Origin of the sequence: Salinivibrio sp. KP-1 (assembly GCF_000968645.1) — a bacterium.
GTDB lineage: Bacteria > Pseudomonadota > Gammaproteobacteria > Enterobacterales > Vibrionaceae > Salinivibrio > Salinivibrio siamensis.
Genome location: NZ_LAQR01000036.1, coordinates 43,076 through 55,453, shown reverse-complemented (window position 1 = coordinate 55,453; position 12,378 = coordinate 43,076). Strand labels below are relative to the sequence as shown.

Here is a 12,378-nt window from a genome sequence, read left to right as displayed (position 1 = left end):
CTGCCTCAAATACTCTCCCCGTGTTCGATGCGGTAGCCAAGATCGATGTGGCTCGGCCAGGTGTCGGCGCCGCGGAGTCGGGAGATAAGCTCGGTGGCGGCGACGCGGCCGATTTCTTCTCGGGGGGTGATCACTGTCGCCAGTTTGGGGAGCATGGCTTGGCTGATGTCGTGACCGTGAAAACCGGCAATCGCAATGTGTTCCGGCACCTTGATCCCGCGTCGTTGGCATTCATATAAAGCGCCAATCGCCAGGTCATCGTTGGTGCAAACAATGCCATCCACCTCGGGATGTAACTCGAGGATCTGGCCGAGTAACTTGGCCCCTAAGGTAAATGACGAGGCGTCTTCAGTTTGCAGGCTGATCGGCGCTTGTTGGGTTTGAGCAATCGCTTGATGATAACCCTCAAGCTTTAAGCGCGTGCGCTCATCCATACGGGCGGCAAAATATGCAATGCATTGGCGCCCTTTTTCAATCAGGGCGTTGGTCATATCCCGCGAGGCTTTGGTGTTGTCAAAACCGACCGCTTGCTCGATGCGTGGCGACACGCTGTCCATGATTTCAATCACCGGAATCGAGGCGGTTTGCAGCATTTTGCGCGCTCTATCGGTATGGACATTTTCGGACAAAATGATCGCATCGACGTTATACGAGAGCAAAGACTCAATACTCTGCTCCTCGAGCGCGGCGCTGTAGCTATAGTGGGCAATCATGGTTTGATAGCCCTCTGGTGAGGTGACGGATTCAATCCCGCGGATCACTTCGGCAAAGACTTGGTTAGTCAGCGAAGGCACCAGTACGCCAATTGCATGGGATTTTGCATTGGAGAGAATATCGGGGGCACGATTGGGAATGTAACCCAGCTCCTCTACTGCTAATTGGATTTTTTCACGGGCGGCGTCCGAGACCATCGCCGGATCGCGCAAACAGCGGCTTACTGTCATTTTGGTGACGCCGACTCGGTCGGCAATGTCTTGTAATGTCGGTCGCTTTTTCTTATTCGCCATCTGGGTCTTTCGTTGATGCAGTCTTGTTTTGGCTCCATCATACCCACTCTTTGGCCCTTTTTGTTGTTACGTGTAACAAAAAGGCGCGCCCATCACAGCGCGCCTTTTATTATCGTGTTTGTTGGCGCTTTGGCTGCTCACTCCAGGTCAAATGGTACTGGCGTGACTCATCGTCATCCACACGTGCATAACCATGAGCGCCAAAATAGTCGCGCTGAGCCTGAAGCAAGTTAGCGGGTAACACCTCGCTATAAAGAGCATCAAAGTAACTCAATGACGCCGCCATCGCGGGAATAGGCACCGCCGCTTGCGCGGCACTGGCAGCGGTCGCACGCCAGCCGGAAGCTTGGCGGCTCACCGCCTCGGCAAAGGGCGCGACGAGAAGCAAGTTAGCGACATCTGGCGTCTGTTGATACGCGCTGGCAATCTCGCTTAAACATTGTGCGCGGATAATGCACCCTGCCCGCCAAATCTTGGCAATTTGCGCAAAATCCAGTGTCCAACCTTGTTGCTGGGCGGTGGTGTTGATCAGATCAAACCCTTGGGCATACACCGACAATTTGGCGCAATACAGGGCGTCGTGTAGGTTTTCAAGCTGCGTATCAATATCATCATACGCAACAGCCGCTGAGTTGGTACGGGTTTTCGCTGCCGCGACTCGCACCGCTTTTAAACCACTTTGGGCGCGTGCAAACACCGCCTGGGCAATGGTCGGGGCCGCGACACCAGTTTGCAGCGCATTCACTGCCGTCCACATGCCTGTTCCCTTTTGACCGGCTTTATCCAGCACCACCTCGACGAACGGCTTACCTGTGATAGGGTCTGGGGTTTGTAAGATCTCGGCGCTGATTGCCATCAAGTAGCTATTGAGCGGCCCTTGGTTCCAACGAGCAAAACATTGGCCAATTTCTACCGCCGACAGTCCTAGTGCTTGCGACATAAAATGATACGCTTCCGCAATTAACTGCATGTCCGCATATTCAATGCCGTTATGTACCATCTTGACATAATGACCCACACCCGCCCCGCCTAAATAAGCGGCACACGGCTCCCCCTGCTCAAACTGGCCCACAGGCTGACCGGTGTGATCCACTTTTGCCGCAATCGCCAACCACATGGGTTTAACCTGCGCCCACGCTGACGCATCGCCACTGGCCATCAGCGAGGGGCCGGTACGCGCGCCCACTTCCCCACCGGAGATGGCGGTGTTAAAAAAGCGCAACTGCCCTTGGTAGTCGCGGGCGCGCCGCTCACTATCTGTCCACAGGCTGTTGCCGGTATCGATAACAATATCGTCAGGTGCCAGGCCCGCCGCCAACAACTCATCGATCACCCGATCAACAACTTCGCCGGCGGGCACCGACAAGGCGATAACACGCGGCGTTTGCAAACAGGCCAGCAGCTGAGATAGCGAATCGACCACCGTTAGCTGGCCTTTTCCCGACGCCTGATTCAGGGGTAACGCGGCCTCGCGCGCCGCTTGCCGGTGATGCGGATCAATATCAAAGCCTGCGACATTAAAGCCATGATCGACAAGGTTTAAAGCCAGGCTTTTCCCCATCACACCTAATCCAATCAGACTTATCTGTGATGGCATCATGACTCCATCTCCTTTATTTGTTGCAACGCGTGCGCGACCACGGTGTCGACGGGGTAAGAGATATCGACAAACAAGGCCTCTTCGGCGCTGGGCTCAACCAAGGCGTCAAATTGGCTACGCAGCATGGCTTCACCATGAAAATAGTGGTTAGCCCGTTTTTGTAGCCGTGACCAAATCGTGGCGTAATCCCCTTGCAGGTAGACAATCACTAACTCTGGGTTGTTTTGTCGCAGAACGTCACGGTACTCCGGTTTTAATGCTGAGCAGGCAATCACCGCCGCTTCGTTGTCGGTGTACAGACGGTTCAAGGTGCGCAACCAGCCACTACGGTCAGCATCAGTCAGTGGGATCCCTTGCCGCATTTTTTCTACATTGTCAGCGGGATGATAATCGTCACCGTCATAAAAAGGCAGGTCGAGTGCACGGGCAATTTCACTGCCAATCAGGCTTTTGCCGCACCCTGAAACCCCCATGATTAATAGTTTTTTTACTTTCATTACACACCACAACCCTTAGCCAGGCCACACGCCAGCGATAACATCTTGAGAACTCGATATTGCTGTTTTAATACCATGATCATTGCCACCACATTGCCAACTCAGGGAAGATAATCACCAATGACAGCACGAACACTTGCAGAGCGATAAAAGGCAGGAGTGAGGTAAAAATCTCACCAAGACTAATGTCTTTCGGGGCGACCGATTTAAGATAGAAGGCAGCGGGTCCAAATGGTGGCGAAAGGAACGACACCTGCATGTTGAGGCAGAACACCACCCCGAACCAAATGGGGTCAAAACCAAGCCCGGTGATGATGGGCACAAAGATCGGCATGGTTAACAGCGCCACCCCGACCCAGTCTAGAAACATCCCTAAGACGAGTAAGATCACCATCATGATAAGCAAGGTACCTATCGCACTGCCGCCACTTAGGCTCAGGATCACTTGTTCAACAAAATCAATCCCGCCCATCAGGTTGTAGATTCCCACCAGGGCGCTGGCACCAATGCCAATCCACATGATCATCCCGCAAGTGCGCATGGTGGCAATCGCGCTCTCTTTGAGCATCGAAAGATTCATCTCACCACGGACAATCGCAGACAGCATGATCCCCACCACGCCAAGCGCCGAGGCTTCAGTGACCGAGGCCACCCCGGTGTAAATACTGCCAAGCACCACCGCTACCGAGAAAAGTGGGAAAAACAGCGCTTTAAAGTAGCTCACTTGCGGCTCGTCGTCTTCGCCGCTGTCACTTGGGATCGGCGCCAGTGACGGGTTTAACTTACAACGAATCAACACGTAAGCGATGTAACAAGCGGCGAGAATAAAGGCGGGGAGAAAGGATGCCTTGAACAAATCGCCAATCGATACACTGGCGGTCATGCCGTAAATAATCAGTACGATACTGGGCGGCAGCATGGTCCCGAGCGCGCCCCCGGCACAGGTGGTCCCGATCGCCAGTTTGCGATCATAACCAAGGCGGAGCATTTGCGGTAACGCCAAGATCCCCAATAACACGGTTTCACCGCCAATCACGCCAGACATAGAAGCCAGCAACACCGCGACTAAAATGGTTTGTACCGCGACCCCGCCTCTCACCTTGCGCCCTAGGGACTTCATGGCATCGAAAAGATCTTTGGCAATGCCTGAACGGTCAAGCAGTGCTGCCATCAACACGAACATCGGCACGGCTAAAAAGACGTAACCAGAGGCAAAACTGTAGGTACGGCTGGCAATTAATGGCATCGCCTCGGGGCCAAACCAAAAGAGGGTAAAAAAGATCGCCACAAACCCAGACACAAACGCCAATTGCATCCCAGTGAGCAGCAGTCCAATCAGCATCACCAGCATGAGCAGGCTTCCCCATGCCAGTCCAATCGAAGATAAATCAAACATCGTCTTTGTTCCTCAGTCCCATCAGCTCTTGGATGAGATGCAATACAAACTGGATCACGAGAATACACAGCGCGATAAAAATCAGCCCTTTAAGCAGCGCCGGATAGGGAGCATTAAGCACAGACCCCGAGGTCTCAAGCCGTAATTCGCCCCAAGGTGCAAACCAGGCTTCCTTGGCAAGCGAGTAGGATGAATAAGCCAGCATACTGGCAAACGCGAGCCCTACGAGGTGATGAACCAGGTTGAGGTATTTGCGCGTTTGTGACGACACCGCGTCGTAAACTAAGACCACACGCACATGGCGATTGGCCGCAAAGGCATAAATACCACCGATAATGAACAAGGAGCCGCCGATAAATGAGGCCGTTTCATGCACCCAGGTGGTGGGCGAATCAAACAGGTAGCGCATCACCACTTCATAAAAAGAGATAAAGACGGTGGCGATAAACAACCAACTTAATAGGTGGCTCACCTTAATGATCGCTCTATCGAGTACGTTTCTTGGGTGCTCGTCGGTCTCGGGCGGGGTATGAGGTGTTTGTTCAGTCATAAAATAGGTCCACAATCAGGAGGGCGATGCCCTCCTATCACTGACAAGACAAGGATGAATGCTTACAACAAGCCATTGGTTTCTAAGAACTCGGTCACTGAGTCATACACTTTTTGTGCATTCGGTGAGCGCTCGGCAAACACTTTCCATTGGGTTTTGGCAATTTCACGAAACTTCTTGCGCTCTTCGTCAGACCAATCGTGGATAGTGATCTCTGGGTTGGCTTTGGCCTCTTTCACAGCTGCCATATCTGCCATTTTCAGTTGGGTGGTCATGTCGTAAGAAAAGTCACGAACAGAGGTTTTCAAAATGGTCTGCAAGTCTTCCGGCATCTTGTCCCATTTTTTCTGCGCAATAGAGATATCAATCAGTGGCAGCGAGTGGAAGCCTGGTTGCACTGGGTGCGGTGCAATATCATTCATGCCCGCTTTTTGGTTGGTGGAAAACACGGTGTAATCGGCCGCATCAATCACCCCTTTACTCAGACCGGTAAAGACTTCCGAGCCCGGCAAGTTAACCGGTGTGGCGCCAGCGGCGGCAAACACTTGCTGCACCAAGCCTTCCGGGGCACGCAGTTTGAGCCCTTTCAGATCAGCCACGCCATCAATCGGTTTTTTGGAAATAAACGACTCAACGCCTGTGGTCGATGCGCCTACAAACTGCACGCCGTACGGAGCGTAAAGCTCAGTCATCAGCTCATTCCCGCCACCGTAATTCATGTATTGCAGCAGCTGGGTGGTATCGGACCAGGCACCGACCATATTACCAATCAAGCCAAAGGCCGGATCTTTGCCCGAAAAGTAGCCCGTGGCGGTGACATGGCCGTCCAGGATCCCCATTTTTATCGCCCCAAGGGTCTCGGTGTGTTTCACCACAGAGCCGACAGGCAATAAATCGATATTGATTTGGCCATCAGACATGGTCTCAACACGATCCGCCCAGCGCTGCTGAACCTTAAAGTTGAGATCACCTGAGGGATCAGAGGATTGGATTTTCAGATTAAAATCCGCCGCCATCGCTGACACAGAGAACAAGCCAGAGATAGAGGCAGCGAGCAGGGTTTTCGTTATTGCTTTCATAGTAGGATGTCCTTGTTTTATTTCCATTTATTCCATCAAGCTGGAATGCGAGTGGTCGAAACGCTGGATGTAATTGTTATGTTACCAACCTTCTACGCCGTAAAGTTACCGGTAACACTGATGCATGAACAGAGATCGCACTCACAGTTATTGATTAATTTGTCACAAGGATAAAGCAAAGAGGAAGAAGTGTGAGACACACCACATTGGCGGTTATCGGGCTAGCATCCTCGACAAAAGCGCAAGCATGAGCCGATGCCCACCCTGAAACAGGGTGGGGAAACAGAACTAGCGGGTGGTTTCAGGCTTTTTTTCGTCCACCGCCTCATCCCTTGCGTCCGCGTCAGCGGCCGGCTGCTCAGCGCGGCGCTTGTGCTTGCGGTATTTAGGGTGGGTGATCGGAATGGCAGAGAGTAACTTTTGCGTGTACTCATGCTGCGGCTGATGATAGACGGTTTCGGTCGGACCCTCTTCCACCACATGACCAAAGTACATCACTGCCACCTTATCGGAGATATGACGAACCACCGATAAGTCGTGGGAGATAAAAATCATCGCCAAGTTCATCTCTTGCTGGAGTTTCAGCAACAGGTTAAGAATCTGGGCCTGCACCGATACATCCAAGGCGGAGACGGATTCATCACAAATAAGCAGTTTCGGTTTAAGGGCAATCGCCCGCGCAATACCAATCCGCTGGCGCTGACCGCCCGAAAACTCATGCGGGTAGCGGTTGACCGCATCGTGGGGCAAGCCGACTTTATCTAGCAGCTCAAGTACCCATTGGCGGCGCTCTTTCGCGGTGCCTATATTGTGAATAATAAAGGGCTCTTCTAAGATCCCGCCGATGGTGTGACGCTGGTTTAGCGACTCGAGCGGATCTTGAAAGACAATCTGCATGTCTTTACGCAGTGGCCGCATCTGACGTGGCGATAAATGCGTGATGTCTTTACCTTCAAAGAAAATTTTCCCTTCGGTAGGCTCAAACAGCTTAAGCATGGTACGGCCAAGGGTGCTTTTGCCACACCCCGACTCACCCACCAGCCCGAGGGTTTCACCTTGTGACACCGAGAGCGATACGCCATCGACGGCTTTAATGGTGTAGCCTTGACGAAGCAGGCCTTTGCCCGAGACAAAATACTGCTTCAGGTTTTCTACTCTGAGGACTTCCTTGCTCATCGCGTTCTCCTGCAACTACGGGGATGATGGCGCGGCATCAAACGCTTCCAACGGGCGAATATCAATCATCTGTTTGGGTTGATGGTGACGCCCCGGCATTAATCCCAATAAACGCTTGGTATACGGATGGGATGGGTGATCAAAGAGGGTGAAAATATCTGCCCGTTCACGAATTTGGCCATCGTACATCACCGCCACATCGTCACACACCTCGGCGACTACCCCCAGATCGTGAGTGATAAAAATCACCGCCATGCCGGTTTCTTCTTGCAGCTCGTTAATCAAGTCCAAAATCGAGGCCTGCACCGTCACATCCAAGGCAGTGGTTGGCTCATCACAAATCAAGATATCGGGTTTGCAGGCCAGTGCCATGGCGATCATTACCCGCTGACGCATCCCACCGGATAGGTTATGCGGGTACTCGTTCAGTCGCTTTTCTGGCATCGGGATTTTCACCTTGGCCAGCATATCGAGCGCACACGCCGCACGGGCTTTTTTATCCAGCTCTGGGCGGTGTAGCATCAAAACTTCATTGATTTGCCGTCCCACGGTATGCACCGGGTTCAGTGCCGTCATCGGGTCTTGAAAGATAATCGAGATCCGATTGCCACGCATCGCATAGCGCTCTTTGGCGGGCAAGGTCACCAAGTCGGTCCCGCGGTACAAGATTTCGCCGCCCGTCACCTGGCCGTAGGGTTTAGGAAGCAGACCCATGATTGACATCGCTGTGACACTTTTGCCACTGCCCGACTCGCCCACCAAGCCGAGCGTGCGCCCGGCTTTTACGTCAAAGCTTACCCCGTGAAGTACCTCACGGGGGCCGTCGTCAGTGGTAAAATTAACGGTCAAATCCTTAACCGAAAGAATGACATCCTGCGTCATAATCGCCCCTACAGCTTGTATCTGTCATCAATGATGGTCACCGGCTCAAAGGCTTTATCGTCATCCATCGCCTCTTCGGTGGCGTCTTTCATCTCTTCATCAATCCAGAAGGTACCAAAGCCCATCACGCGGCCACTGGTGACCATTTTTTCGGTGCGCTTGGTCATTGCGTTGTCTGGGATTTGTACATAACGCCAAAAACCTTGACGCACATACGGCACCATGTACCCAGGTACAATCACACTGGCTTCTGAGATCTTAGCGCGGATCTGGTGCGACAGCTGGTATTTCTTCGCCATGTCGAACTCGGTTTTGTACGCCATGATCAGCTTATCCAACGCCGGGGAGCTGTAATTGGTGTGGTTGTTGGTTTGCTTTTTATTAGCGTTATCCGAGTGGAAGTATTCCCAATAGGCCGGGATTTCTGAGGTGCCCATATTGAGAAACGCCAGCTGATGCTTTTTCTCCAGTATGTATTTAAACGCCGATGAGCCATCAACCAGGTGAATGGTAAAGTCCAACCCTGCTTTTTTCGCTTGCTCTTTCAAGTAAGCGATCCGTGGGGTGTGGTGTTGGTACCCATAAGTGATGGCAAAGCTTAAACGCTCGCCTTTGTCGTTAATACGAATGCCATCGGGGCCCACTTGGTCAAAGCCAGCTTTTTCGAAATAGCTGATCGCTTTTTTAGGATCAAACGCTGGCGGTGTCGCACCATCGTTGTCGTACTCACCATGACCATGCCCCATTGCATGTGGCTTGCGTGAGTAGTCACCACGGGTAATGTTTTCAATCATGCCATCAAAGTCGGTGGCATAGATGATGCCTTTGCGCACATTGATATCATCGAGTAGCGGCATGGCGGTATTCATCCATAACCCACCCGCGCCAACCGGTAATTCGTTGTGGCCCCAGAATTTGGTGATATAGCCTTTTTTATAAGGTTCAGATTGGGTTTTGTCGTGCCACACATCCGGTAAGAGCAAGTCGAACACATCCAAGTTGCCTTTCTCAAAGTGCTTCATGGCGATGTCGTTATCCCGGATCACACGCAGGCGAATTTTGTCGACGTTATAGCGGTGCTGATAATAGGGGTTGGTGTAGCCCCACCAGTCATCGACATGCTCAAAGGTGACGCTGCGGCCTTTTTGCACCCGCGCTAATTCGTACGGACCCAGGGTGGGCGTCGCTTTGAAGTTATAACGGCGCACAAAGTCGTCGGCAATGCCGTCTTGGTTTTCATCTTTACGCGGATTGGCGTAAAAATGCGCGGGACGTGGGACCAAACTACCCAAGGTATACATCAGATCTTCGTCACTTTTCTCTATCGCGGTCGAGATCGCAATGGTGTGTTGGTCAATTTTCTCTACCCCACCAATGGTGTTGGTGTAGTAGTCGTTGTACCAAGGGGCAACAATGTCTTTCGAGCGGTAGAACTGCATCATAAAGACAAAATCATCAGCGGTGACGGGCTCGCCATCCGACCAGGTCGCCTCTGGGTTCAGTTTAAAGTAGATGGTTTTATGGTCGTCGCCATAGGCCCACTCGTTGGCCAAATCCGGGATCCATTCCAGCGTGTCAGGGTGGCGCTTTACCAATGAGGGCATTTCATCGAGAAAATAGCTGCGCAGGCCTGCGTTGGAGTCTGGGCCTACCGTGCGCAGCGTCTGGGGAAAGGAGCTTAAGTGTGAGCGCAGAACGCCGCCGCGCTTGGCGTCGGGAGAGCCGATTTTAGGCGCATCCCAGTTGGTTTGCCAATTGAGGTTTTCAGGCAAATCCGCCGCCCAGCCAGTCAGGCTAAACATTGAGATTGAGGTCGCAAGGATCAGTTTTTTCATCGTGATTTCCTTATCGTGATTCAAACATTGCACATTGTGTTTAACGTTAGTCGTAACGGGTGAATTTTTTCGGGTCGAACGCGGCGCGCACCGCTTCACCAATGAAGGTCACCATCACCAATACCACCACCAGTGAGGTCACCACGGACGCAACAATCCATGGCGCGTCCAAATTTGATTTGCCTTGCTGCAACAGCTCGCCCCAACTTGGCGTCGGCGGCATCAGTCCTAGGCCGAGATAATCCAGCGCCGTTAGCGCGGTAATATTGAGTGCGATGGTAAAGGGCGCCAAAGTCACAATCATCACCATGGTATTGGGCAAAATATGACGGAATAAGATCCGGCTGGTCGAGGCACCGAGTGCACGCGCGGCCATCACATAATCACGCGCTGACTCTTTATAGGTCATGGTGCGCATATACCAAGTAATCGCCATCCAGCCAAACAACACGTTAATCCCCACAAACAGAGCAAACGTGGGCTGGAGAATCGAGACCAAAATCATGATCACGTACAAAAAAGGCACCATCGACCAGATTTCGATAAAGCGTTGGAAGAAGAGGTCAAACTTGCCGCCCCAAAAGCCCATCGCACAGCCGACAGCCGTGCCAATCGCATAGGAAGCGGCCATGGTGAGCAACGCAAAGCCCATGGCGATACGAAAGCCGTACACCAAGCGGGCGAGGATGTCGCGACCAATCTCATCAGTGCCAAGGTAATGCTGATGCTCAGCGCTGGGCGCTGTCGGCGGGAAGTCACCGCTAAAGTCTTGCTCAAGCGGGTTCCACGGCACTAGGGGCATCACCACATAATTGTCACCGCCTTGCGCGGCAAAGGCTTTCGCGAGCTGACGATAGTTGGCCTCACTGGTTCCTACCTGCCCAAAATCGCTCGCCAAGTACACATCACTCAATACCGGGAAATAATACTCGCCGTCGTATTTGACCATTAACGCTTTACTGTTGATAAAAAGCTCGGCAAACAGCGACAACACCAGCATGGTGGTCAAGATGATAAACGACCAGTAACCGCGTTTAATTTGCTTAAAACTGCGGATTTTCTTTTGAGTTAAAGGGCTAAACGTCAACATATCAAGATCCAAACTTCACGCGAGGGTCAACCAAGGCAACACAGATATCGGAGATAATGTTGCCGGCCAGCAGTAAAAGCGCATTGATGGCGACAATGCCCATTACCACCGGATAATCGCGCTCCATAATCGACTCATAGCCAAGTAAGCCAATGCCGTTGATGTTGAAAATCACTTCAATCAAAAACGCACCAGTCATAAAGAACAACAAGGAGTTGCCAAAATGGCTGGCTATCGGAATTAAGCTGTTGCGCAGCGCGTGTTTGCGCACCGCCGAGCGGAACGGTAACCCTTTGGCGATAGCAGTACGGATATAGTCCGCCGACAAGTTTTCCATCAGATTGTTTTTCATCGTCATGGTCAGAGTGGCAAAGTCACCAATCAGATAACAAATCAGCGGCAGCACCGCATGCCACATCACATCTTTGGCGCGCTCCCAAAAACTGGTGGCATCGTAGTAAGCGTCCCCCACAAAGCCCCCCATCGGAAACCATTCGAGGTGATAGCTAAATAAGGTGATCAGCAATACCCCCACCACATAGCCGGGTAAGGCAAAACCAATAAATATCAGTACAGAGGAGGACGAATCAAACACCGAGCCGTGTTTGAGGGCTTTGTAATAACCAAGCGGAAGAGAAATGAAATAACTGATGAAGAAGGTCATCCCGCCATAAAACAAAGAGACGGGCAGACGCTCGGCAATCATGTCGGTGACCGGCTCGTAGTAGCGGGTCGACTCGCCCAAGTCCAAATTGGCCAGTTTGCCGAGCCAATCCACGTAGGCCTCGAGCACGGGTTTATCGAGGCCGTAAAATGCCTTGAGTTCGGCAATCTGATCGTCTGATAACGCTGAGCTATCGCCAGCACGCTGCAAGCTCGAGCCACCATCGGCTTGAGCCTGCATTTGCGTCATCATCCGTTCAACCGGCCCACCTGGTACTAGGCGGGTGATACCGAAAATCAAAATGGTAATGCCGAGAAACGTCGGGATCACCAACAGTAACCGGCGTAAAAAGTACGACAGCATAGTCCACTACTCCCTGTCCACTGTCTGATATTTTTGCAGAGCACTGCGCCTGCCGTTGCGTTCTCTTGGCCATCCTAAGCACTGAAAGCAACAATACGTATTACACACTTATATAAAGTGGTCTATATTTATCTTGAATTTTGGTCACGATCAACGATAACACGCTGTCAAAAGTCATTTTTTTTCGACAAAACAATGACGTTATTCCGGCACTAATTACTGTGTTGTGCTAGCTTGCT

Annotated in this window: 11 protein-coding genes; all 11 read right to left on the bottom strand. The window is 52.0% G+C overall.

Features of this window, described 5'->3' with window-relative positions:
• Positions 1–5: 5 nt before the first annotated feature.
• On the bottom strand, positions 6–1,007 hold the full coding sequence (gntR, locus tag WN56_RS08970) for a gluconate operon transcriptional repressor GntR (RefSeq protein ID WP_082084442.1): 1,002 nt from the start codon (positions 1,005–1,007) through the stop codon (positions 6–8).
• Positions 1,008–1,116: 109 nt separating this feature from the next.
• The gene (gene gndA, locus WN56_RS08965; protein WP_046074674.1) at positions 1,117–2,607 is read right to left on the bottom strand and encodes an NADP-dependent phosphogluconate dehydrogenase; all 1,491 of its coding nucleotides are present in this window, start codon (positions 2,605–2,607) and stop codon (positions 1,117–1,119) included.
• Complete coding sequence (locus WN56_RS08960; protein ID WP_046074673.1) at positions 2,604–3,104, bottom strand: gluconokinase; 501 nt, start codon at positions 3,102–3,104, stop codon at positions 2,604–2,606. Before WN56_RS08960 ends, gndA begins: the two co-directional genes overlap by 4 nt.
• 79 nt (positions 3,105–3,183) lie before the next feature.
• Positions 3,184–4,500: a TRAP transporter large permease subunit gene (locus WN56_RS08955; RefSeq protein ID WP_046074672.1), complete on the bottom strand. Its 1,317-nt coding sequence runs from the start codon at positions 4,498–4,500 to the stop codon at positions 3,184–3,186.
• On the bottom strand, positions 4,493–5,050 hold the full coding sequence (locus WN56_RS08950) for a TRAP transporter small permease subunit (protein WP_046074671.1): 558 nt from the start codon (positions 5,048–5,050) through the stop codon (positions 4,493–4,495). The genes WN56_RS08955 and WN56_RS08950 overlap by 8 nt, the downstream gene beginning before the upstream one ends.
• 62 nt (positions 5,051–5,112) lie before the next feature.
• A complete protein-coding gene (locus tag WN56_RS08945; protein WP_046074670.1) occupies positions 5,113–6,129 on the bottom strand; it encodes a TRAP transporter substrate-binding protein in 1,017 nt (338 codons plus the stop codon).
• 288 nt (positions 6,130–6,417) lie between these two features.
• On the bottom strand, positions 6,418–7,305 hold the full coding sequence (locus WN56_RS08940; RefSeq protein ID WP_082084441.1) for an ABC transporter ATP-binding protein: 888 nt from the start codon (positions 7,303–7,305) through the stop codon (positions 6,418–6,420).
• A 15-nt stretch (positions 7,306–7,320) separates the two neighbouring features.
• Positions 7,321–8,187: an ABC transporter ATP-binding protein gene (locus WN56_RS08935; protein WP_082084440.1), complete on the bottom strand. Its 867-nt coding sequence runs from the start codon at positions 8,185–8,187 to the stop codon at positions 7,321–7,323.
• A gap of 8 nt (positions 8,188–8,195) precedes the next feature.
• Positions 8,196–10,022 carry an extracellular solute-binding protein gene (locus WN56_RS08930; protein WP_046074669.1) on the bottom strand — a complete coding sequence of 609 codons (1,827 nt, stop codon included), beginning with the start codon at positions 10,020–10,022 and terminating at the stop codon, positions 8,196–8,198.
• A gap of 46 nt (positions 10,023–10,068) precedes the next feature.
• Positions 10,069–11,112 carry an ABC transporter permease gene (locus WN56_RS08925; protein WP_046074668.1) on the bottom strand — a complete coding sequence of 348 codons (1,044 nt, stop codon included), beginning with the start codon at positions 11,110–11,112 and terminating at the stop codon, positions 10,069–10,071.
• Position 11,113: 1 nt separating this feature from the next.
• On the bottom strand, positions 11,114–12,139 hold the full coding sequence (locus WN56_RS08920; protein WP_046074667.1) for an ABC transporter permease subunit: 1,026 nt from the start codon (positions 12,137–12,139) through the stop codon (positions 11,114–11,116).
• Positions 12,140–12,378 lie beyond the last annotated feature (239 nt).

What these genes read in the sequence shown, in the direction of transcription:
- gntR (WP_082084442.1), bottom strand. Translation starts at nt 1,007, where the DNA reads ATGGCGAATAAGAAAAAGCGACCGACATTACAAGACATTGCCGACCGA.
- WN56_RS08955 (WP_046074672.1), bottom strand. Translation starts at nt 4,500, where the DNA reads ATGTTTGATTTATCTTCGATTGGACTGGCATGGGGAAGCCTGCTCATG.
- WN56_RS08930 (WP_046074669.1), bottom strand. Translation starts at nt 10,022, where the DNA reads ATGAAAAAACTGATCCTTGCGACCTCAATCTCAATGTTTAGCCTGACT.
- WN56_RS08920 (WP_046074667.1), bottom strand. Translation starts at nt 12,139, where the DNA reads ATGCTGTCGTACTTTTTACGCCGGTTACTGTTGGTGATCCCGACGTTT.
- WN56_RS08935 (WP_082084440.1), bottom strand. Translation starts at nt 8,187, where the DNA reads ATGACGCAGGATGTCATTCTTTCGGTTAAGGATTTGACCGTTAATTTT.
- WN56_RS08945 (WP_046074670.1), bottom strand. Translation starts at nt 6,129, where the DNA reads ATGAAAGCAATAACGAAAACCCTGCTCGCTGCCTCTATCTCTGGCTTG.
- WN56_RS08925 (WP_046074668.1), bottom strand. Translation starts at nt 11,112, where the DNA reads ATGTTGACGTTTAGCCCTTTAACTCAAAAGAAAATCCGCAGTTTTAAG.
- WN56_RS08940 (WP_082084441.1), bottom strand. Translation starts at nt 7,305, where the DNA reads ATGAGCAAGGAAGTCCTCAGAGTAGAAAACCTGAAGCAGTATTTTGTC.
- WN56_RS08960 (WP_046074673.1), bottom strand. Translation starts at nt 3,104, where the DNA reads ATGAAAGTAAAAAAACTATTAATCATGGGGGTTTCAGGGTGCGGCAAA.
- gndA (WP_046074674.1), bottom strand. Translation starts at nt 2,607, where the DNA reads ATGATGCCATCACAGATAAGTCTGATTGGATTAGGTGTGATGGGGAAA.
- WN56_RS08950 (WP_046074671.1), bottom strand. Translation starts at nt 5,050, where the DNA reads ATGACTGAACAAACACCTCATACCCCGCCCGAGACCGACGAGCACCCA.